Source organism: Luteimonas sp. gir (assembly GCF_037198055.1).
In the GTDB taxonomy this organism is placed as follows: Bacteria; Pseudomonadota; Gammaproteobacteria; order Xanthomonadales; family Xanthomonadaceae; genus Luteimonas; species Luteimonas citri_A.
This window is the reverse complement of record NZ_JBBAXQ010000002.1, coordinates 348454-370047: the sequence shown is the minus strand read 5'-3', so window position 1 is coordinate 370047 and position 21594 is coordinate 348454. Positions and strand designations below refer to the sequence as shown.

Annotated in this window: 23 protein-coding genes and 1 pseudogene; 11 read left to right on the top strand and 13 right to left on the bottom strand. The window is 68.7% G+C overall.

Annotated features, from left to right (window positions below; genetic code table 11):
• Positions 1-67 precede the first annotated feature (67 nt).
• The 8 genes and pseudogenes from lptD to WAF18_RS05210 all read left to right on the top strand — a co-directional run bounded on the left by lptD (position 68) and on the right by WAF18_RS05210 (position 7899).
• Positions 68-2545 (top strand): LPS-assembly protein LptD, encoded by a 2478-nt coding sequence (gene lptD, locus WAF18_RS05245; protein ID WP_337244194.1) that lies wholly within the window; start codon positions 68-70, stop codon positions 2543-2545.
• Complete coding sequence (locus tag WAF18_RS05240; protein ID WP_337244193.1) at positions 2542-3861, top strand: peptidylprolyl isomerase; 1320 nt, start codon at positions 2542-2544, stop codon at positions 3859-3861. The genes lptD and WAF18_RS05240 overlap by 4 nt, the downstream gene beginning before the upstream one ends.
• A gap of 3 nt (positions 3862-3864) precedes the next feature.
• A complete protein-coding gene (pdxA, locus tag WAF18_RS05235; protein WP_337244192.1) occupies positions 3865-4845 on the top strand; it encodes a 4-hydroxythreonine-4-phosphate dehydrogenase PdxA in 981 nt (326 codons plus the stop codon).
• On the top strand, positions 4842-5189 hold the full coding sequence (locus WAF18_RS05230) for a tRNA-binding protein (RefSeq protein ID WP_337244191.1): 348 nt from the start codon (positions 4842-4844) through the stop codon (positions 5187-5189). The genes pdxA and WAF18_RS05230 overlap by 4 nt, the downstream gene beginning before the upstream one ends.
• 28 nt (positions 5190-5217) lie before the next feature.
• On the top strand, positions 5218-6027 hold the full coding sequence (rsmA, locus tag WAF18_RS05225; RefSeq protein WP_337244190.1) for a 16S rRNA (adenine(1518)-N(6)/adenine(1519)-N(6))-dimethyltransferase RsmA: 810 nt from the start codon (positions 5218-5220) through the stop codon (positions 6025-6027).
• A 38-nt stretch (positions 6028-6065) separates the two neighbouring features.
• Complete coding sequence (gene apaG / locus WAF18_RS05220; protein ID WP_047137325.1) at positions 6066-6449, top strand: Co2+/Mg2+ efflux protein ApaG; 384 nt, start codon at positions 6066-6068, stop codon at positions 6447-6449.
• Positions 6449-7279, top strand: a pseudogene (locus WAF18_RS05215) (symmetrical bis(5'-nucleosyl)-tetraphosphatase); the annotation flags it as partial. The gene apaG and the pseudogene WAF18_RS05215, both read left to right, overlap by 1 nt.
• Before the next feature lie 2 nt (positions 7280-7281).
• Positions 7282-7899, top strand: a complete 618-nt coding sequence (locus tag WAF18_RS05210; protein WP_337244189.1) for a DUF1287 domain-containing protein — start codon at positions 7282-7284, stop codon at positions 7897-7899.
• Here the strand turns inward: WAF18_RS05210 and WAF18_RS05205 are convergent.
• The 5 genes from WAF18_RS05205 to WAF18_RS05185 are packed head-to-tail and all read right to left on the bottom strand — an operon-like array spanning position 7884 to position 11336.
• Positions 7884-8429: a dihydrofolate reductase gene (locus tag WAF18_RS05205; protein WP_337244188.1), complete on the bottom strand. Its 546-nt coding sequence runs from the start codon at positions 8427-8429 to the stop codon at positions 7884-7886. The genes WAF18_RS05210 and WAF18_RS05205 overlap by 16 nt on opposite strands.
• A complete protein-coding gene (locus WAF18_RS05200) occupies positions 8426-9220 on the bottom strand; it encodes a thymidylate synthase (protein WP_337244187.1) in 795 nt (264 codons plus the stop codon). The genes WAF18_RS05205 and WAF18_RS05200 overlap by 4 nt, the downstream gene beginning before the upstream one ends.
• A gap of 2 nt (positions 9221-9222) precedes the next feature.
• Complete coding sequence (lgt, locus tag WAF18_RS05195) at positions 9223-10119, bottom strand: prolipoprotein diacylglyceryl transferase (RefSeq protein ID WP_337244186.1); 897 nt, start codon at positions 10117-10119, stop codon at positions 9223-9225.
• Between the two features lie 4 nt (positions 10120-10123).
• Positions 10124-10903 carry a TerC family protein gene (locus WAF18_RS05190; protein WP_183427513.1) on the bottom strand — a complete coding sequence of 260 codons (780 nt, stop codon included), beginning with the start codon at positions 10901-10903 and terminating at the stop codon, positions 10124-10126.
• Between the two features lie 52 nt (positions 10904-10955).
• Positions 10956-11336: a diacylglycerol kinase gene (locus WAF18_RS05185; protein ID WP_183427514.1), complete on the bottom strand. Its 381-nt coding sequence runs from the start codon at positions 11334-11336 to the stop codon at positions 10956-10958.
• Positions 11337-11559: 223 nt separating this feature from the next.
• On the opposite strand from WAF18_RS05185, the gene WAF18_RS05180 reads away from it, so the two are divergent.
• Both WAF18_RS05180 and WAF18_RS05175 read left to right on the top strand, forming a co-directional pair.
• Entirely contained in the window at positions 11560-12270 is a 711-nt protein-coding gene (locus WAF18_RS05180) for an SGNH/GDSL hydrolase family protein (RefSeq protein WP_337244185.1), read from the top strand.
• Positions 12271-12340: 70 nt separating this feature from the next.
• Positions 12341-12859 (top strand): hypothetical protein, encoded by a 519-nt coding sequence (locus tag WAF18_RS05175; protein ID WP_337244184.1) that lies wholly within the window; start codon positions 12341-12343, stop codon positions 12857-12859.
• Between the two features lie 104 nt (positions 12860-12963).
• Here WAF18_RS05175 and WAF18_RS05170 read toward each other — a convergent pair whose 3' ends face one another.
• The 6 genes from WAF18_RS05170 to WAF18_RS05145 form a co-directional block, all read right to left on the bottom strand.
• Positions 12964-13629 carry a LysM domain-containing protein gene (locus WAF18_RS05170; RefSeq protein ID WP_337244183.1) on the bottom strand — a complete coding sequence of 222 codons (666 nt, stop codon included), beginning with the start codon at positions 13627-13629 and terminating at the stop codon, positions 12964-12966.
• A gap of 161 nt (positions 13630-13790) precedes the next feature.
• Positions 13791-15029: an ABC transporter permease gene (locus tag WAF18_RS05165; RefSeq protein WP_337244182.1), complete on the bottom strand. Its 1239-nt coding sequence runs from the start codon at positions 15027-15029 to the stop codon at positions 13791-13793.
• Positions 15026-15793, bottom strand: coding sequence for an ABC transporter ATP-binding protein (locus tag WAF18_RS05160; RefSeq protein WP_337244181.1), 768 nt, complete (start codon positions 15791-15793; stop codon positions 15026-15028). The genes WAF18_RS05165 and WAF18_RS05160 overlap by 4 nt, the downstream gene beginning before the upstream one ends.
• A complete protein-coding gene (locus WAF18_RS05155) occupies positions 15790-17319 on the bottom strand; it encodes an efflux RND transporter periplasmic adaptor subunit (RefSeq protein ID WP_337244180.1) in 1530 nt (509 codons plus the stop codon). The genes WAF18_RS05160 and WAF18_RS05155 overlap by 4 nt, the downstream gene beginning before the upstream one ends.
• A gap of 108 nt (positions 17320-17427) precedes the next feature.
• Complete coding sequence (locus WAF18_RS05150; RefSeq protein WP_337244179.1) at positions 17428-18741, bottom strand: HAMP domain-containing sensor histidine kinase; 1314 nt, start codon at positions 18739-18741, stop codon at positions 17428-17430.
• Between the two features lie 26 nt (positions 18742-18767).
• On the bottom strand, positions 18768-19481 hold the full coding sequence (locus WAF18_RS05145) for a response regulator transcription factor (protein ID WP_047137337.1): 714 nt from the start codon (positions 19479-19481) through the stop codon (positions 18768-18770).
• A 142-nt stretch (positions 19482-19623) separates the two neighbouring features.
• Here WAF18_RS05145 and WAF18_RS05140 point away from each other — a divergent pair, with 142 nt between their 5' ends.
• Complete coding sequence (locus WAF18_RS05140; RefSeq protein WP_183427523.1) at positions 19624-19968, top strand: DMT family protein; 345 nt, start codon at positions 19624-19626, stop codon at positions 19966-19968.
• A gap of 332 nt (positions 19969-20300) precedes the next feature.
• Here the strand turns inward: WAF18_RS05140 and WAF18_RS05135 are convergent, their stop codons facing one another.
• Positions 20301-20624, bottom strand: coding sequence for a YnfA family protein (locus WAF18_RS05135; RefSeq protein ID WP_337244178.1), 324 nt, complete (start codon positions 20622-20624; stop codon positions 20301-20303).
• A gap of 89 nt (positions 20625-20713) precedes the next feature.
• Positions 20714-21559, bottom strand: a complete 846-nt coding sequence (mazG, locus tag WAF18_RS05130; protein WP_337244177.1) for a nucleoside triphosphate pyrophosphohydrolase — start codon at positions 21557-21559, stop codon at positions 20714-20716.
• Positions 21560-21594: the final 35 nt, after the last annotated feature.

The following is a 21594-nucleotide window of genomic DNA, read 5'->3' as shown; positions in this document are numbered from 1 at the left end:
GGGGCTGCATTGCCGCTGCACAAGGGATGCGGCATGCTGGCGCCCGTTTTGGCCGAACGGATCGACCGTGCGCCCCGCCCTCCGCCTGCTGCCCCTTCCGTTCTGCATCGCGCTGTCGCTCACGGCCCAGGCCGACGACCTGCCACGCCCCAATTACTGGGCGCTGTGCCCGATCGAGGATGCCGTCCCGGCGTTCGCCGACGCCCAGGCGCCGGTCGGCTCGGTCGAGGACCGCGAAAACCAGCCCACCGACATCGACGGCGATGCCTTCGAAGGCATCACCGGCGAGAGCAGCAGCTTCTCGGGCAATGTGACGCTGCGGCGCGGCGACCAGTTCCTGGGGACCGACGACCTCGACTACTCCGAGGAAGACGGCACGTTCGTGGCCAGCGGCAACGTCCGCTATCAGGACGCCGGCATGCGCGTGGTCGCCGACAAGCTGCAGGGCGACACCCTGGCCGAGGCCTACCGCATGGACAACGTGCGCTACCAGCTCACGGCCCGGCGTGGCAACGGCGGCGCCGACCACATCCGCATGGAGGGTGCCCAGGGCGCGTTGCTGGGCTCGACCTACTCGACCTGCCCGCCCAGCGACCGCTGGTGGGAACTCAAGGCCCGGCAGATCGACGTCGACACCGACCTGGGCATGGGCACGGCCCGCAGCGCGACCCTGCGCGTGGGCAAGGTGCCGGTGCTGTACGTCCCCTGGTTCCGCTTCCCGATCGACGAGCGCCGCATCTCCGGCCTGCTCTATCCGCGGATCTCGCAGTCCAGCCGCAACGGCTTCGACTATTCGCAGCCGATCTACCTCAATCTGGCGCCGAACTACGACATGACGCTCGAGCCGCGCTGGATGAGCAAGCGCGGCCTGCAACTGGGCACCGAGTTCCGGTTCATGACCGACGCCACCCGCGGCGTGCTCGACATGGCCTACCTGCCGTCCGACAAACTCGCCAGCCGCGAGCGCGAACTCGAGCAGACCCAGGTGCCGATCGCCGAGAACCGCCGCAAGGACGACCGCGGGTTCCTGAGCTTCAGCGGCTCGGCCGATCTCAATCCGACCTGGCAGGCGCGCGCGAACCTGACCTGGATGAGCGACCCGCGCTATCTGGAAGACGCCAGCAACAATGTCGACGGCATCTCGTCGATCAGCGGCGTCAGCCAGCTCGGTGTCTTCGGCCAGGGCCGATCGGGTCCGCAGGGCTACTGGAACGCCGGCGTGCTGGCCGACTACCAGATGCTGACCGACTACACGCTGCCTGAGTCGATCCTGCCCTACAACCGGCTGCCGCACGCCTACTTCAGCTGGGAGCGGCCGTACGGGCGCTGGTTCACCGCCGGCGTCAATGCCACCGCGACCCGGTTTTCGCACGTCGACGACGTTGCCCGCCCTGGCGGCAGCCGGGTCGACCTCAAGCCCTACATCTCGATGCCGCTCGAGGGCCCGAGCTGGTTCCTGCGTCCCACACTCGCCTGGCGGCACACCGCCTACGGGTTGGACCGGGAGCTGGCGGACTCGATCGCCGACCAACGCGCGCGCAGTGCGCTGGGCATCGGCGGTGGGGTCCCGATTCCCGACGCGCTGCAGGGTCAGTACCAGGCGGCCTTCGGCCAACTGCGCGACACCGCGCCCAGCCGCAGCCAGCCGATCACCTCGCTCGATGCGGGGCTGTTCTTCGACCGCAACACCCGGTTCCGCGGTGAGGACTACCTGCACACGCTCGAGCCGCGGATCTACTACCTGCACTCGCCCTATCGCGACCAGTCGGCGCTGCCGCTGTTCGACACCAGCCCGCTGACCTTCGGCTGGGGCCAGCTGTTCCGCGACAACCGTTACTCGGGTGCCGACCGCCAGGCCGACGCCAATCAGGTGACGCTGGCAGTGAGCACGCGCCTGATTCGTGAGTCCGACGGCCGGGAAAAGCTCAGCGCGAGCTTGGGCCAGATCGTCTACCTGGACGATTCGCGGGTGACAGTCGGCAACGAAACCCAGATCGAGCGCGGGCGCTCGGCCTGGGTCGCCGACTCGACCTATGCGATCAACGACCGCTGGACGATCAGCGCCGGCTATCAGTGGGACCCGAAGTTCCGCCGCGAGGACCTGGCCAGTGTCCGCACGCGCTACCTGATCGGCGACGACGGCATCGTCAACTTCGCCTACCGCCGCCGCAGCGACCTCATCGAGCAGGCCGACCTGTCATTCCTGTATCCGATCAACCCGACCTGGAGCCTGGTCGGGCGCTACTACTACTCGCTCGCCGACAATCAGTTGCTCGAAGCGGTGGCTGGCGTGCAGTGGGACAGCTGCTGCCTGGCCGCTCGCGTGGTCGGCCGGCGCTACCTGCGCAACCGCCAGGGCGAGATGAACAACGCCATCATGTTCGAAGTCGAACTCAAGGGCCTGGGGTCGGCCGGACCTGACACGGAGGGCCGTCTGCGCCGTGCTATTCTCGGCTACTACCGTGACGACCTCTATCTCGTGCCGCCGTCGGAGCTGCGCAACAGCGACGACGATGAATCCATCACTCCCGGCCTGAGCCAATGAAGACACTGATCCGTTCCCTCGCGGCCGCCATCGTGCTGTGCGCCGCCGCCGCGCATGCCCAGACCCTGCAACCGCTCGACCGCATCGCTGCGGTCGTCGACGAGGACGTGATCCTCGCCAGCGAACTCGACCGCGCGGTGAACAACATCCGCACCCAGTACGCGACCCGCCAGGACCAGTTGCCGCCGCAGGAGATCCTCGAGCGCCAGGTGCTCGAGCGGCTGATCACACTGCGCCTGCAGACCGCGCGTGCCCAGCAGACCGGCGTTCGCGTGAGCGACGAAGAAGTCGACCAGGCGATCGCGGCGATCGCGCAGCAGAACAACTTCTCGATGGACCAGTTGCGTCGTCAGCTGGCTGGCGACGGCATGTCGTTCGACGACTTCCGTGCCTCGCTACGCGACGAACTGCTGATCCAGCGCATGCGCCAGCGCTTCGCACAGACCCGTATTTCGGTGAGCGATGCCGAGGTCGATGCCGCCCTGTCGGCGCAGGCCACCGGCGCTCAGTACCGCCTGGCGCACATCCTCGTCGCGCTGCCCGAGGGCGCCACACCCGAGCAGATCCAGACCGGTCAGCAGAAGATCGATGGCATCAAGGGCCTGATCGACCGTGGCGAGATGGAATTCTCGGCCGCGGCGGTGCGCTACTCCGACAGCCCGAACGCACTGGAAGGCGGCGACCTGGGCTGGCGCCGGAGCGACGAGATCCCGGCCGCGTTCGCGACCTCGGTCACCTCGCTGCAGCCGGGCCAGGTCATCGGCCCGATCCGCGGCCCCAGCGGCTTCCAACTGCTGCAGCTGGTGGATGTGCGCGACGCGAGCCAGAACGGCGGCGCCGGCACGGTCACCGAGTACCAGGCCCGCCACATCCTGATCCGCGCCCAGGGCGAGGACGACAGCGCCGCCAAGGCGCGTGCCGATTCGCTGCGCGCACGCATCGTGGGCGGCGCCGACTTCGCGCAGATCGCCCGCGACAGCTCCGAGGACAACGCCACCAAGGCCAACGGCGGCGACCTGGGCTGGTTCACGCAAGACGAGTTCGGCCCGGACTTCGGCGGCCAGGTTGCCGCGCTCGGCAACGGCGATGTCTCCCAGCCGTTCCGCACGCAGGCCGGCTGGCACATCGTCCAGCGCATGGCCAGCCGCCAGTCGGCCGGCAACGACAACAACCGGCGTGCGCAGGCGCGCGAGGCCATCGGCCAGCGCAAGCTCGAGGACGAGTGGGATCGCTACGTGCGTGAGATGCGCGGCGAGGCCTATGTCAGCGTCCGCATTGGCCCCAACCCCGATCCTGAGATCGGCGGCGGCGGCTGAGCGATGACCCGGCCCAGGCTGGCGCTGGTGCCGGGCGAGCCGGCCGGCGTCGGCCCGGAGCTGTGCGTGCGCGCCGCCTGGCGCGCCTGTGAGGCCGACCTGGTCGCGATCGGCGATCGCGAGGCCTTGCGTCGGGCCGCCGACGCGATCGCGCTGCCGATCGCCTTCGCCGATGCCCAGGCACCGCAGGTGCCCCCCGGTACGCTGCGCCTGATCGAGCTCCCGCATGCGCATGTCCCCGCGTTCGGCACGCCCGACCCGCGCAACGCGCGCAGCATCCTCGATGCGCTGTTGCACGCTGCGGCCGGTTGCCGCGAAGGCCGCTTCGACGGCCTGGTGACCGGCCCGGTGCACAAGGCCGCGATCAATGCCGGCGGTGTGCCCTATACCGGCACGACCGAACTGCTGGCCGACGACGCCGGCTGCGATGTCGTGATGATGCTCGCCAACCCGCAACTGCGCGTGGCGCTCGCGACCACCCATCTCCCGCTGCGCGCCGTCCCCGATGCCATCACCGCGCCCGTGCTCGAGCGCGTGTTGCGCATCCTCGACACCGCATTGCGTCGCGACTTCGGGCTGCAGGCGCCGCGGATCGCGGTGCTGGGCCTCAATCCCCATGCCGGCGAAGACGGCCATCTGGGCTTCGAGGAGCGCGACATCATCGCCCCGGTGCTGGCGCGGCTGCGTGCCGAGGGGCTCGCCCTCGACGGCCCGCTGCCGGCCGATACTGCGTTCCTGCCGACGCGTCTGGCCGATGTCGATGCGGTGCTGGCGATGTACCACGACCAGGGCCTGCCGGTGCTCAAGCACAGCGGTTTCGAATCGGCGGTCAACCTGACCCTGGGCCTGCCGTATCCCCGCGTCGCAGTGGACCACGGCACCGCGCTCGCGCTCGCCGGCAGCGGCCGCGCCGACCCGTCGAGCCTGTTCTGTGCGATCGACCAATGCGCCGCGCTCGCTCGCCATCGCCGGGCCGCGGCATGAGCGCCGGCGCGCCGATCGGCTGGGACGATTTCCTGCGCATCGACCTGCGCGTGGGCCGCGTGGTGTCCGCTGAGGCGTTTCCCAAGGCGCGGCGCCCGGCCTATGTGCTGCAGGTCGACTTCGGTCCCGAGATCGGCGTGCGCAAGTCCAGCGCGCAGATCACCGACCACTACGCACCCGAGGCCCTGGTCGGCCGGCTGGTCGTGGGTGTGGTGAACTTCCCCCCAAAACAGATCGGGCCGCTGATGTCGGAGTGCCTGATCACCGGCTTCCACGACACCGAGGGCAAGGTCCGGCTGTGCGTGCCCGACGGCGACATCGCGCCCGGCACCCGGCTGCTGTGACCTCTCTTCTTTTTCTGCGACCCGCCCCATGATCCGATCCTCCGCCGCCTCTGGCAGCTTCACCGAACCGCCGAAGAAATCGCTCGGCCAGAACTTCCTGCACGAGCGCGGTGTCGTCGACAAGATCGTGCTGGCGATCGACCCCAAGCCCGGCGACCGCCTGGTCGAGATCGGGCCCGGCCAGGGCGCGATGACGTTCCCGTTGCTTGACCGCCACGGCAGCCTGACGGCGATCGAGTTCGACCGCGACCTGTTGACGCCACTGACCGCGCAGGCGGCCGCGCACGGTGCGTTGACTCTGGTGCATGCCAATGTGCTCGATGTCGATCTGACCGCGCTCGCAGACGGCACGCCGATCCGGCTGGTCGGCAACCTGCCCTACAACCTGTCCTCGCCGATCCTGTTCCACGCGCTGGCGCATGCGGCCTCGATCGTGGACATGCACTTCATGCTGCAGAAAGAAGTCGTCGAGCGCATGGCCGCAGGCCCTGGCAGCAAGGTCTACGGACGGTTGAGCGTGATGCTGCAGGCCTATTGCGACGTCACTGCGCTGTTCGTCGTTGGACCAGGCGCGTTCCGCCCGCCGCCGAAGGTCGACTCGGCGGTCGTGCGGCTGGTGCCGCGTGCGCCCGAGCGCATCGGCATCATCGACCCCAAGCGCTTCGCCGATATTGTCCGCGCCGCATTCGGCCAGCGCCGCAAGACCCTGCGCAACGCACTGGGCGGCACGATGGACGCCGAAGCGATCACGGCAGCCGGCATCGATCCCCAGCAACGCGCCGAGCAGCTGTCGGTGGCCGATTTCGTGCGTCTGGCCAACCATACGGCCACGCCATAGTCGAAGCATTCATTGCCGCCCGCTACACTGAGCGCGCCATGGACGAGACTGCCGACTACACCCTCGAAATCCAGATCGCGACGCGCTTCCTCGACGAGGAATCGACGCCCGACGACGATCGCTACGTGTTCGCCTACACCATCCGGATCCGCAATGTCGGCCGGTTGCCGGCCCAGCTCGTCTCGCGCCACTGGATCATCACCGACGCCAATGGCCGCGTCGAGGAAGTGCATGGCGACGGCGTCGTCGGCGAACAGCCGCGGCTCGAGCCCGGCGAGGCCTTCACTTACACCTCCGGCGCGGTGCTGTCGACGGCGGTCGGGACGATGGAGGGCAGCTACGACATGGTCGGCGACGACGGCGCGCACTTCGACGCCCCGATTCCGCCGTTCACGCTGTCGGTTCCGCGTACCCTGCACTGATGGCGATCTGGGCGATCGGCGACCTGCAGGGTTGCTACGGTGCGACCGCGCGATTGCTCGAGGCGATCCGCTTCGACCCGGCCGCCGACCGGCTATGGTTCTGCGGCGACCTGGTCAATCGCGGCGGCGAGTCGGTCGAGACGCTGCGGCTGGTGCATTCGCTGCGCGAGAACGTCGTCAGTGTGCTGGGCAACCACGATCTGTCGCTGCTGGCGATCGCCGAGCGTCGCGAAGAAGACCAGCGCAAGGTCAATCCGGATCTGCGCGGCGTGCTGTTTGCGCACGACCGCGATGTGCTGCTCGACTGGCTGCGCGCCTGTCCGCTGCTGCACGTGGACCGCACGCTGGGCTGGATGATGCTGCACGCCGGCCTTGCGCCGCGCTGGACCACCCAGTTGGCCGAGAAGCACGCCGCCGAGATCGAACGCAAGCTGCGCAGCCCCGGCTATCGCAAGTTGCTGCGTAACATGTACGGCGATCGCCCCGCATGGTCGCCGAACCTGACCGGGCCCGACCGCGATCGCGCGATCATCAATATCTTCACCCGCATGCGCTATTGCGCGCCCAAGGGCCGCATCGCGTTCGAGGAGAAGGGCGCCCCCGGCACCCAGCAACCGGGGCTCTATCCCTGGTACGAGGTCCCGGGCCGTGCCGAGCGCGACCTGAAGATCGTCTGCGGCCACTGGTCGACGCTGGGCCTGTTCATCGGCCACGGCATCCACGCGCTCGACACTGGCGCGGTCTGGGGCGGCAAGCTGACCGCGCTGCAGCTCGACGCCGAGACCCTGCGCATCGTGCAGGTGCCCGGACGCGACGTACCGCCGCCGGCCAGATGAGCCGGCGTCCGCGCCTGCAGCCCCGGCTGGCAGCGCTCGTGCTGATCGGCCTGGTACTGTCGGCGAGCGCGATCGCGCATCCGCTGGCAGACGCCGCCCGGCGTCAGGTCGGCGTCACCGTCCGCTACGATCCGGCCTACGTCCGCCTGGACTATCCCGGCGGCGACGTGCCGGCTGATCGCGGCGTCTGTACCGATGTCGTGGTGCGCGCACTGCGCACGCAGGGGATTGACCTGCAACAGCGCATCCACCAGGACAAACGCGCCCATCCGCAGGCTTACCCTCGCCAGTGGCGGCATCTGACCGCCGACCCGCACATCGACCATCGACGCGTGCCCAACCAGACGACCTGGTTCACGCGCCAGGGCTGGTCGCGTCCCGTCGTGCAAGCCCGCGGCGATTACCGAGCGGGCGACATCGTTGCCTGGCGCCTGGACAACGGCCTGCTGCACATCGGCATCGTGTCCGACCGCAAGGCCGACGACCGTACGCCGCTGGTGCTGCACAACATCGCCCGCGGCACGCGCGAGGAGAACGTCTTGCTGCGCTGGCGCATCATCGGCCATTACCGACCGGTGCTCGCGTCAGGGTCGGCCGCTCAGGCGCGGCGATAATCAACGAATGCGAAGGCGTGCGCGTGGCGCGCGTCGGCAGCGTGCGCCTGCCGCGCGGTCTCGATCCAGTCGGCGGCGTCGAAGGCCGGAAACCAGGCGTCGGCACCGTCGGCCTCGGTATCGACGCAGGTCAGCGCCAGGTGTGTAGCGCGTGCCAGCGCGAGCGCGTAGACCTCGCCGCCGCCGATCACGCACAGCGCCTGGGCGCCATCGCCCGCGGCTAGCGCGAGCGCCGCATCGAGCGACGCGACCGCTTCCATCCCGTCGAATGGCACGCGGCCCGAACGCGTCAGCACCAGATTGCGGCGACCGGGCAGCGCGCGGCCGATCGACTCGGCGGTGCGTCGCCCCATCAGCACTGGCTGACCCAGCGTCAGCGCCTTGAAGCGCTTGAGGTCGTCGGGCAGGTGCCAGAGCAGTGCATTGTTGCCGCCGATCGCGCGATTGCGATCGAGGGCTGCGATCAACACGATCCGCGGCCTACCGCATGCGGCAAGACCCTCGCCCGCGGCCGACTGCCGCGCCGTCATACCGCGACCGGCGCCTTGATCGCTGGCAACGGGTCGTAACCGTCGAAGGCGATGTCGTCGTAGCCGAACGCGAACAGGTCGGTCACGTCCGGATTCAAGCGCAGCCGCGGCAGCGAGCGCGGCGTGCGCGTGAGTTGCTCGCGGGCCTGCTCGAAGTGATTGGCGTACAGGTGCGCGTCGCCGAGCGTGTGCACGAAATCGCCGACGCCCAGGCCGGTGGCCTGCGCGACCATGTGCGTGAGCAACGCGTAGCTGGCGATGTTGAACGGCACGCCGAGGAAAATGTCGCCGCTGCGCTGGTAGAGCTGGCAGCTCAGGCGGCCGTCGACCACGTAGAACTGGAACATCGTGTGGCAGGGCATCAGCGCCATCTGCGGCAGATCGGCGACATTCCAGGCGCTGACGATGAGCCGGCGCGAGTCGGGATTGCGCACGATTTCCTCGACGACCCAGCGGATCTGGTCGATCTCGCGACCGTCACTGCCGGTCCAGCGCCGCCACTGCTTGCCGTAGACCGGCCCCAGTTCGCCGTCGGCATCGGCCCATTCGTCCCAGATGCCGACCTTGTGGGCCTTGAGATACCCGATGTTGGTCTCACCTTTCAGGAACCACAGCAGCTCATGCACGATCGAGCGCAAGTGCAGCTTCTTGGTCGTGACCAGCGGAAAGCCCTCGGCCAGGTCGAAGCGCATCTGCCAGCCGAACACGCTGCGCGTGCCGGTTCCGGTGCGGTCGGCTTTGTCGCTGCCGTGCTCGAGGACGTGGCGCAGCAGATCCAGGTACTGGCGCATGCTCAGCCCGCCTGCGCCTGCGCCGGCACGACCGGCTGCAACACCGGCGCGCTGCGCGAACGCCACAGCAGGAACAGACCCAGCGCGACCAGCGGCAGCGACAGCAATTGGCCCTGGGTGACCCAGCCGAACGCCAGATAGCCGATGTTGGCATCGGGCACGCGCACGAACTCGACCAGGATCCGGAACACGCCGTAGAGCAGCGCGAACATCCCCGAGACCGCGTAGCGCGCACGCGGCTTGCGCGAGAACAGCCACAGGATGACGAACATCGCCAGCCCTTCCAGGCACGCCTGGTAGAGCTGCGAGGGGTGCCGTGCGAACTGATCCAGCGCACCGGTCGCGAACTCGGCCTGCAGGCGCTCGGCCGACCAGCCAGCGAACGCCGGATCGGTCGGAAACACCACGCCCCAACCGTCCTGGGTGTACTTGCCCCACAGTTCGGCACCGATGTAGTTGCCCAGCCGGCCGAAGCCCAGGCCCGGCGGCACCAGCGGCGCCACGAAGTCCATCACGTCGAAGAAGTGCAGGCGCTGGCGCCTCGCCCACCACCAGGCCGCCACCAGCACGCCGAGCAGGCCGCCGTGGAAGCTCATGCCGCCGTCCCAGACCTTGAACAGCATCAACGGGTCGGCCATCAGCTCGCCCGGCGTGTAGAACAGCACGTAGCCAATGCGGCCACCGAGGATCACGCCGAGGATGCCGTTGAACAGCAGATCGCCGAAGCGCTCGACATCGACGCCGGGCAGGCGGCCGGCACGGATGCGCAGCCGCCCCAGCCACCAGGCCATGCCGAAGCCCAGCAGGTACATGACGCCGTACCAGTGGACCGACGGATGGAACGGGCCGATCTGCGGCAGTTGCAGCGCGATCGGATCGATCTGGTGAAGGATGATCATCGAATCAGCGCGGCAGCGGATGCGTGGGCTCGTCGACCGGGGGCGTCACCTCGCCGCGATTGCGCATCGCATTGCGCTTGGCCCACAGGTTGAGCATCTCCACGAACGCCGAGAACCCCATCGAGCCGTAGATGTAGCCCTTGGGAATGTGCAGGCCGAACCCGTCGAGCAGCAGATAGACACCGATCAATACGATGAAGGCCAGCGCCAGCATCTTGACCGTCGGGTTGGCGTCGATGAACTTGCCCAGCGGCTGCGCGGCCAGCAGCATGACGGTCACCGCCAGCAGGATCGCGCAGACCATCACCGGCACGTACTCGCCGGCCATGCCGACTGCGGCGATCACCGAGTCGAGCGAGAACACGATGTCGATGACCGCGATCTGCGCGATCACCGCGCCGAATGACGCGGTCGCCTTGCCCACGCTGCCGTGGGCTTCGGGATCCTCGCCCTTGAGCTGCTCGCGGATCTCCATCGCGCCCTTCACGATCAGGAACAGGCCGCCGAGGATCAGGATCAGGTCGCGCACCGAAATGCCGCGGCCGAACAGTTCGAACAGCGGATCGGTCAGCCGCGCCAGCCACGCCAGCGTCAGCAGCAGGCCGATGCGCGTGATGCAAGCCACGGCGATACCGAACTTGCGCGCGAACTCGCGCTTCTCGACGGGCAGCTTGCCGACGGCGATCGAGATGAAGACCAGGTTGTCGATGCCGAGCACGATCTCGATCGCACTGAGCGTGATCAGCAGGATCCAGACCTGGGGGTCGGTCAGCAGTTCCATCATGGGGAGGGCTTCCTCGTTTGGGGTCCAGCCACCGCGGGGCTCGCGGCGGCGTCTACAGCCAGCGCGGCAGCAGGATCAGCGTCCATACCGCCACCACATTGATCATTGTCACGAACACTGCGGCCGATCCCATATCCTTGGCCCGCCCGGCGAGCTCGTGATGCTCGGCGCCGTAACGCTCGATCACCGCCTCGATCGCCGAATTCAACAACTCCACCGCCAGCACCAGCAGGCAGCTGCCCAGCAGCAGCGCCCGCTCCACGCCGGTCGCGCCCAGCCACAAGGCCAGCGGCGCGAGCACCACCAGCAGGCAGACCTCGAGCCGGAACGAAGACTCGTGCAACCAGGCGGCGCGCAGGCCTTGGCAGGACCACACCGTGGCCTTGAGCATCCGTGCCGGCCCGCGCGGCCAGTGTCCGGTCTCGTCAGCCATCGCTCACGTCCGCGCCCGATGGATCATCGCCGAACGCCAGATGCGCACCGGCGGGGCTCGGCGCACGGGCCGCGGAGGGGTCGAAAGCATTGGCAGACCGGATCGGAAGGACTGTCGCGACCGGGCGATTCTGCCACATCCCGGGCCTCGGGCCGGCCGTGGTTTGCATCGCGCGACAGGGGCTGTTTGACTGGCGGCTCGTTCGAACCTGGTCTTGCCCCTGATGCATGCCCCGCTTTTCGCCCGTTTCCGCGCTGCCGCCGTCCTCTCGCTCGCTGCCCTGCTGCTGGCCGCCTGTGCCAGCAGCCCGCGCAATTTCACCGCCGGCCTCGACCCGGTGTCATCGCCCGAATGGGCAGCCGACATGGCCCGGTTCGCCGCCCAGGACGCCGCGACGCCGCCGCCGGAGCGGCCGGTGGTGTTCACCGGCAGCTCGTCGGTGCGCTTCTGGGACACACTGGCGACCGACTTCCCCGACGTGCCGGTGCTCAACCGCGGTTTCGGCGGCTCGCAGGTGCGCGATTCGGTGTGGTACGCCGACGAGATCGCATTGCGCTACCGCCCGCGCCAGATCGTGCTCTACGCCGGCGACAACGACACCGCCGACGGCCGGTCCGCGCAACAGGTGCTGGCCGACACGCAGGTGTTCGTACGCCGCATCCACGCCGAACTGCCCGGCACCCAGATCGCGCTGCTTGGCATCAAGCCCAGCCCGTTGCGCGCAAACCTGCTGGGCGTCCAGCGCGAGACCAACGAGGCGCTGCGCGCCTGGGCCGCGACCCAGCGCAATGTCGCCTACATCGACGTCTTCACCCCGATGCTGGATGCGAACGGCGTGCCGCGCGAGGCGTTGTTCATCGAAGATCGCCTGCACATGAACGCCGCCGGCTACGCGCTGTGGCGCGAGATCATCGGCCCGTACCTGGTCCGCTGACGCCGGGCGTTCACCCGGCCCGAATGCGTGCCCGGCGAGACTGCGCCGGGTATCGATCCGGAGCACGGCCATGCGCCTCCGCCTTGCCGCCGGCCTGCTGGCCGCGCTGACCCTGGGAGTTCCCATGTCGCATGCGTTCGCACAATCGACTGTCGCGCCACAACACCCCGGCGCACCGGGCTACGACGCCCTGCTCGAGGCCGCCACCGCGCCGCTGCGCAGCGCACTCGGCGACCGCGTGGTCGTCGACGTCGAACGTCTGGACCGGCTAGGTGACTGGGCGTTTCTGCAGGGCACGCTGCGCGCCCCCAGGGGCGGTCGCCCGGACTATGCCGGCACGCCGTATGCGGAGCGTGCTGCGGCCGGTGGCATGTCCGATGTCTATGTGGCGCTGCTGCGCGTCGAGCCCGCGCAGACCAATGCCGCTGACGCAGCGTCGGAAGCCCCGCCCCACGACGGGACGCCGACGGCCGCGACGCCCGCCACAACGCAATGGACGGTACTCGACCATGCGATCGGGCCATCCGATGTGGCGTGGCTGACCTGGCCGCAGACGCACGCGGCCCCCCGCCAGCTGTTCGGGTTCTAGCGGCGGCACCCTCCGTGTGCGCCAAGGTGCGGGGCGCTCGCACGATTTGTGCGCACATCAAAGAGGCCGGCGAATGCCGGCCACGATGGATCCGCGACCCGGCCTCAACGCGGCGGCGTGATGATCTCGTAATTGCCCGAGGCACCGCCCCAGCTGATGCGCTGCGAGCCGTCGGCATTGACGTTGTTAGAGCCGATGAACTGCGGTTTGCCGCCTTCGAAGCCGGCGAACAGCACCACGTGCGACTGGCCGTTCTTCTGCATCAGCACGACATCGCCAGGTCGGGCATTGGCCAGCGACACCGTCTGCCAACCGTCGCCCTTGAGGTTGTTGGCCAACTGGTCGACCGATGCGCTGGCCTGGCCGGCATCGATGACACCGGCCTTCTGCAGCACCGCCGAGACGAAGTTCGCGCAGTTGACGTTGTTGGGCACCCACGACTGCATCGGGAGTTCGTCGCTGTACTTGAGCTCGCCCGCGTTGCGCCCGATGAACTGCTCGGCGATCGCGGCCGGGTTGCGTGCATCGACCGCCCCGGTATCGCTGACCGCGCCGGTGCCGCCAACGCCGCCGGTCCCCTGACTGCCGGTCGCGCCGCCTGCGGCACCGGGGATATTGAGCGTGTCGCCGGCGTAGATCTTGTTGGGGTCGCGGATCTGGCTGTTGGCCGACATCAGCGCATCGACCGACGTGCCATAGCGCACGGCCAGTGCGCTGAGGGTATCGCCCCAGGCGATGTGGTGGGACGAGGTGCTGCCGATCGCAGTCATCGCTGAGCCTCCGGAACGGATTCGGGCAGGCCCCAGGTCACTGGGGCGGACACCTGCACTGTCGCCGCCCCGGCCCACCCGCTCAATCTGGGAGCGACCCTAGTCGGAGGGCGTTCCCCATTCATCGCGCGCGACTTCGTGCCCAGGCGATGGCCCGTGGCTCATTGCTGGCGCAACGCCTCGATCGGATCGAGCTCGGAGGCCTTGCGCGCCGGGTAGTAGCCGAAGAACAGGCCGGTCGCGACCGAGAACCCGGCTGCCAGCGCGACCACGTTACCGTTGAGCTGGATCGGCAGCTCGCTGTTGTAGTGCCCGACCAATAACGCACCGATCACGCCCAGCGCGATGCCCAGCACACCCCCGCCCAGCGACAGCAGCATCGCCTCGGCCAGGAACTGGCGGCGGATATCCGACGGCCCGGCACCGACCGCCATGCGCAGACCGATCTCACGGATCCGCTCGGTCACCGAGACCAGCATGATGTTCATGATGCCGATGCCGCCGACGATCAGCGAGATCGTCGCGACCGCGCCGAGCAGCCACGACATCTGCCGGGTGGTCTGGTTGCGGGTGGCGACCAGTTGCGAGACGTTGCGCACCTGGAAGTCGTCCGGCTCGCCGGGGCCGATGCGGTGTCGCTGGCGCAGCAGCGACTCCACCTCGTTCTGCACATAGCCCAGGTCGCCGGCATCGGCGACCGTCAGCGAGACATCCATGACCGCGCCGGCCGGCAGGCCCATCGCGCCCATCAGGCGCCGTCGCGCGGTGTCCAGCGGCACGATCAGGATTTCGTCCTGGTCGCTGCCGAAGCCGCTCAGCCCCTTGCTGTCGAGCGTGCCGAGCACGGTGAAGATCGTCCGGCCGATGCGCACTTGCTCGCCGACGCCGCTGGCCTCGCCGAACAGTTCTCGGCGTACCGTTTCGCCGAGCAGCACCACGCGCTCGGCACCGGTGAAGTGCTGAGGCTCGAAGCCGCTGCCATTGGCGATCGTCCAGCCGTTGATCTCCAGAAAATCGGGCTGGACGCCGCGCCAGCCGCTGTTCCAGTTGCGCTCGGCATAGACCACCTGGCTGCTGCCGCGCAGCGAGCCGGAGATGTACTGCACTTCCGGGATCTCCTGGCGGATCGCATCGATGTCGCCCTCATTAAGCGTGAAGAAGCTCGACGCGCTCATGCGCGCGCCGCCAGGCGAGCGGCCAGCGCTGGGACCGATATCGAGCTTCTGCGCGCCCAGGCCCGATAGCTGGCGATCGATCTCGGCCTGGGTGCCCTGGCCCACCGACACCATGACGATCACCGCGGCGATACCGATGATCACGCCCAGCGAGGTCAGCGCGCTGCGCATCCAGTTGCCACGCAGCGCGAAGATCGCCGTGCGCAGCACGTCGAGGAAGCTCATGGACACCCTCCCGTCGGTTGGGTGGCGGCATCGGCATGGAGGGCCGGACGCCCGCTTCCCGGCTCTTCATGCAGCTCGCCGTCGCGCATCACATAGGTGCGGTCGGCATGCGCGGCGACCTCGGGGTCGTGCGTAATCAGCACCACGGTATGGCCGTCGTCGCGCAGTTGCTTGAACAGTGCGAGGATCTCCTCGCCGGTGCGGGTGTCGAGCGCGCCCGTCGGCTCGTCGGCGAGCAGCACCGGCGGCCGGTTGATCAGCGCACGCGCGATCGCGACGCGCTGCTGCTGGCCACCGGACAACTCGTTGGGCCGGTGCGCAGTCCGCGCGCCCAGCCCGACCGCCTCGAGCGCGGCCTGCGCCCGCGCCCGCCGTTCGGCCGGCGACACGCGGGCATAGCCCAGCGGCATCGCCACGTTGTCGAGCGCACTCATCCGCGGCAGCAGGTTGAAGCCCTGGAACACGAAGCCGATCGTGTCGCGGCGCAGGGCCGCCAGCGCCTCGCGGTCGAGCGTCGCGACATCGACGCCGTCGCACAGATAGATGCCATCGCTGGGTGTGTCGAGACAGCCGATGAGGTTCATCAGCGTCGATTTGCCCGACCCCGACGGGCCCATGATCGCGACGAACTCGCCGCGCCGGATGAGCAGATCGACGCCGCGCAAGGCCACGACCTCCGCCTCGCTGCCTTCGGCGTAGATCTTTTTGAGCGCGCGGGTCTCGATGACGGGCGCCGCCGCGGGCGCCGGAATGGATGTACTCATCGCGGCGCGCGTTCGCCGATGACGATCGCATCGCCCTCGGCGACCGGCCCCGAGATCTCGACACTACTGCCGTCGCTGGCGCCGATGCGCACCGGCACCGCCTCGCGCTGCCCGTCGACCAGGCGATAGAGCGTGGTCCGCGTGGCGCCGACCAGAGATGCCAGCGTGCGCTGCCATTGCGCGCGCTGGGTGTCGTCGAGCTGTGCGGTGAAGCCGGCAAACTCCTGCTGGACGCGCTCGGTCATGCGCTGGCGGATCTGCGCCTGCAGCCGGGGGTCGAGCGCGCGCGCGCCACCGCCCGGTCCGCCACCGGGGCCGCCTGCCGCCGGGCCACGCCCGCCCGCGGGTGCGCGTTGTGCACCGGCTTGTTGACGCTCCTGCTGGCGCGTGCGCATGGCGGCCAGCGCCGCATCGAACGCGGCCCGCTGCGATGCATTCAATTCCAGATCCGCGGCTGCGGCCTCCAGGTCGGCGACCAGGCCACCGGCGGGCGCGCCCGAGGGCGCCGCCATCGCGATCTGCGCAGCGTCTGCCGGCTTGTAACGCGTCGCCGCGCTGGCCACCTTGAGCACGTTGCGGCGGTTGCTGACTTCGATCTCGGCGTTGACCGTGAGCCCCGGCAGCAATGTGCCGTCGCTGTTGTCGACGGTCACCACCACCGGATAGGTGACCACATTGTTGGTGGTCGTCGCCGATAGCCGGACCTGCTCGACGACGCCGCGGAACTGGCGATCGGGGAAGGCGTCGGCGGTGAAGTTGACGGTCTGGCCCGTGCGCACCTGGCCGATATCCGATTCGTCGACCGACAGTTCGATGCGCATCTTCGCCAGGTCCTCGGCGATCTGGAACAGTTCGGGCGCGGTCATGCTCGCGGCCACCGTCTGCCCAGGCTCGATCGAGCGCAGCAGCACCACCCCGTCCACCGGGGAGCGAATCACCGTGCGATCCAGGTTGACCCGCGTGGTCTGCGTCGCGGCGGTCTGCTGGCGGATCTGCGCCTGCATCGAGGCGACCTGGGCGCGTGCCTGGTCGAGTGCGGCCTTGGCCAGGTCGATGTCGCTCTGCGCGACCAAGCGCTGGGTGCCCAGATCGGCCTTGCGGCGATAGTCGAGCTCGGCGTTCTCCAGGGTCGCCTGCGCCTGCGCCAACGACGCCCGCGCCGAGGCGATCTGCGCGCTGCCCTGCTCGATCTGCGCCTGGTAGCTGCTCGGATCGATGCGCGCGATGATCTGGCCCTTGACGACCTTGTCGTTGAAATCGACCAGCACGTCGGTGATCTGCCCCGAGATCTGGCTGCCGACGGTCACCGTCGAGGTCGCGCTGAGGGTGCCGGTCGCCGAGATCGCCACGCGGATGTCGCCGCGCTCGACCAGCGTGGTGCGGTAGGCCGACTCGGCGCCCTCGCTGCTGCGCCCGGTCCACCACCACAGTCCCGCGGCGACGACCGCGATCCCCACGACGATGGGCACGATGCGCGCCGGGCCACGGCGACGGGAAGCAGACTTGGGCTTGGCACGGCTCGACATGCAGGCATCTTCGATGGGCGATATGACGGGGTAACGCACCAGGCCGGCCGCAGTTGACCGGGGTGCGCACCGATTATCATGCCGCGTGCAGGACCGGCGGGCGCAGGCTCAGCCGGCCGGGCGCGTCAACTTGATCGTCACCGTGGTGCCCTCGCCCGGCGTGCTGTCCAGGCTCACCGGCCAGCCGAAGCGCGTCCCCAGCCGGCGCACGATGGACAGGCCGATGCCCTTGCCGACCTGGCCGAATGGATCGACCCGGTAGAACGGCTCGTACACCCGCTGCAGCACCTCGTGCGTCATGCCGATGCCGGTATCGCGCACGACGATGCGATCCTCGGCGACCACCACGACCACCTCGCCTTTCTCGGTGAACGCCCAGGCGTTGCGCAGCAGATGGCCGAGCATTACGCCGAGCACGCGCGGCGGGGCCTCCAGCCGCGGACTGGCCTGCAGGTCGACCCGCAGCCCCAGGTGCTTGGCATCGAACATCGGCCGGACCTTCTCGACCTCTTCGTCGACGACCGTAGCGACCTCGAACACTTCGCTTTGCGGCATCACCCCACGCTCGCGCGCGAGCACCAGCAAGGCGTCGATGACCGCTTCCATGTCCTGGCTGGCGCGGCGGATGCGCAGCAGTGGGCGCTGCTGATGGGGGGGCGTCGACGGATCGGCGGCGATCATGTCGCTGGCGACGCGGATCACCGTCAGCGGCGTGCGCAGCTCGTGGCTGGCATCGCGGGTGAATTCGCGCTCGCGGCGGACGAACGAGGCGATGCGCTCGCCCAGTCCGTGCAGTGCGCTCGACAGTGCCTGCGCCTCGCGGCCGCCGCCCTCGCGCGACTCCAGTGGCGGCGGCATCCCGTCCTCGTCGCCAGCGGGATTCCAGCGACCGACCTCGACGGCGAGTTGGTGGATCGGCAGCACCATCCGCTTGGAGGTGCGGTAGGTCAGCCACGACACGATGAAGATCGTGCCGACGGTCAGCACGATCAGGCCACCTGCGGCCAAGGCCAGCATGCGGTCGAACAGCCCCATCGACACCGCCAGATACAGCGTGCCGGCCTCGCGCCGGTCCACCAGCAGCACGCCACTGGTGTCGCGGCGTTGCGAAAAGCCCTCGGGTGCATCCTTGAACCAGAGCAGGCTGGCGACCGCCCGGTCGCCGCTGACGATGCTGTCCCAGGCACCGCCGCCGCTGGGGACGAAGTAGCCCTGCATATTGGCGCCGAACGGCGGCGGATAGGCCGCGTCGGTCGTGCGTGCGCGCCAATAGGCCTCGGCCTCGGCGCGCAGCCAATGGCGCGCCGCGACCTCACGGCCCACCAGCGCCGCGGCCAGGATGCACACGATCAGCGTCATGCCAGCGATGACGGCCTGGAACGTGAACGCATCGCGGATGCGATTTGGAAGCCCCTGGGGCATTGGATCGAGCGCCTGGCGTGCCGGCTTTAGGCCGGCGATTGTTCGATGTCGGCGATCCGGTAGCCGGCGCTCTGCACGGTATGCAGCAGCTGTTTGTCGTAGGGCTTGTCGATGATCTTGCGCAGGTTGTACAGGTGGCTGCGCAGCGTGTCGGAGTCGGGCAGGCTGTTGCCCCAGATCTCGCGCTCGATCTCCTGGCGGTTGACCACCCGCGGCGATTCGCGCATCAGGATCGTCAGCAGCTTCATGCCGATCGGCGAGAGCTGGAGCTCGGTGCCGCCGCGGGTGGCGCGCATGCTGGCCGGGTCGAGCACCAGGTCGGCCACTTTCAGCACCTCAGAGCCCACCTGGCGACGCTCGCGGCGGATCAGCGCGCGCAGCCGGGCCTCGAGCTCCTGGATCGCGAAGGGCTTGGTCAGGTAGTCGTCGGCGCCCGAGCTCAACCCGGTCAGCTTCTCGTCCAGCGTGTCGCGCGCGGTGAGCATCAGCACCGGCGTCGACTTGCGTGCATCCTCGCGCAGGCGCTTGCAGACCTCGATGCCGTCCAGCCGGGGCAGCATCAGGTCGAGCACGATCACGTCGTAGCTGTTCTCGGTCGCCAGGCGGTACCCGTCCAGGCCGTCGGCCGCGTAGTCGACCTCGAAACCGCGCCCTTCCAGATATTCGCCGACCATCTCTGAAATGTTGCGATTGTCCTCGACAATGAGAACGAGTCCCCCTGGTTCCTGACCTGCACGCATTGCTTGGCTCCCGTGGCTGATGCGGTGATTAATCTTTGTGAAAATCTCACGGGCCGGGTGCACAGTTCGTGAAGATTGCGACGCATCACCCGACCGGCAGGCCCTGCGCTACGCTTCGCGCTCCCTCGCCCGAGCCATCGACATGCCCGGCTTCGAACGCTTCCTCCCCGTGCTCCTGCTGCTGGGGTCCAACATCTTCATGACCTTCGCCTGGTACGGCCATCTCAAGTACCGCAGCGCACCGCTGCTGACGGTGATCGTGGTCAGCTGGGGCATCGCGTTCTTCGAGTACACCCTGATGGTGCCGGCCAATCGGATCGGCGCGGCGGTCTACTCGGCGCCGCAACTCAAGGGCATGCAGGAGGTCATCACCCTGCTGGTGTTCGCGGGGTTCTCGACGTGGTACCTGGGGCAGCCGTTGAAGTGGAACCATTGGGCCGGGTTCGCCATGATCGTCTTCGCGGCCTGGCTGATTTTCCTGGAGTGAGCCAAAACGCGGTGCTGCTGGCGCCTGACGTGTTCCCAGCCGCGCGCGCGGCCTCATTGCCCTGACCAGGCGGAACGCAATCGAGGGCGGGGCCGGGTTCGCCATGATCGTCTTCGCGGCCTGGCTGATCTTCCTGGAGTGAGCCAAAACGCGGTGCTGCTGGCGCCTGACGTGTTCCCGGCCGCGCGCGCGGCCTCATTGCCCTGACCAGGCGGAACGCAATCGAGGGCGGGGCGGGCTTCGCGATGATCGTCTTCGCGGCCTGGCTGATCTTCCTGGAGTGAGCGCAAACGCAGTGCCGCTGGCGCCCCTGTGTTCCCAGCCGCGGGCGCTCAGGCCGGCCGCGGCGAGAGCATGATCACCGCCATGCCAGTCAGGCACAGTGCCGCGCCGAGCAGGTCCCAGCGCGTCGGCACGACTGCATCCACCCGCCACAGCCAGACCAGGGCCACCGCGACATAGACGCCGCCATAGGCCGCGTAGACGCGTCCGGAGGCGGTCGGATGCAGGCTCAGCAGCCAGACGAACAGGGCCAGCGACAGCGCGGCTGGCACCAGCAGCCAAGCGCTGCCCGCCTTGCGCAGCCATACATAAGGCAGGTAGCAGCCCACGATCTCGGCCACGGCGGTGAGCAGGAACAGCAGCAGCGTCTTCATGAGCCGGAAGGGAATTGGGGACAGGAACGGGTCGTTACGATGACAGAGGGGAACGACGGGAGCCGACACTGTGCCGGGGTGGCGATGCGTCAGCCCAAATCCTCGGCGTCCGACCGGGCCTCGCTGCACTTGACGCGCATCCAGTAAGCCTCCTGGGCGGCAAGCGGCAGTTCGGCGAACGCGGTGCCGTCGGCCTCGGCCAGCGTCTCCATCGCACGGAATCGTCGTTCGAACTTGTGGTTGGCGCGGCGCAGCGCGCTGCCGACATCGACCTTGGCATGGCGCGCCAGATTGGCGGCGACGAACAGCAGATCGCCCAGCTCGTCCTCCAGCCGGTCGCGCGCAGCCGCATCGTCAGGATCGGCGGCGAGCGCATCGAATTCGGCGCGCACCTCGTCCAGTTCCTCCTGCAGCTTGGCGAGCACAGGCTGCGGCCCGGGCCAATCGAACCCCACCCGCGCCGCGCGGTTCTGCAGCTTTGTCGCGCGCTGCCATTCCGGCAGGCCACGGGCGATGCCCGCCAGCGCCGAACGGTCGGTCTCGCCGGCCTCGACGCGCTCGGCCCGCTTGATCGCCTCCCAGTTGGTCGCAACCGCGCCCGCGTCCGGGGCCGAAGTCTGCGCGAACACGTGCGGGTGCCGCCGGACCAGCTTGCCGACGATCGCCGCGACCACGTCGTCGAACGAGAACGCCCCCTGCTCCTGCGCCATGCGGGCGTGGAAGACGACCTGCAGCAACAGGTCGCCCAACTCGTCGCACAGACCCGGCAAGTCGCCGCGGTCGATCGCATCGGCGACCTCGTAGGCCTCCTCGATCGTGTACGGCGCGATCGTGGAGAAATCCTGCTGCAGATCCCAAGGGCAGCCGGTCTGCGGATCGCGCAACCGCGCCATCACCGCCAGCAACCGCGCCATCCCGCCGTCGTTCTCAGCCATCACACACATCCTTCAACCAAAACCGGGGTCAGAGT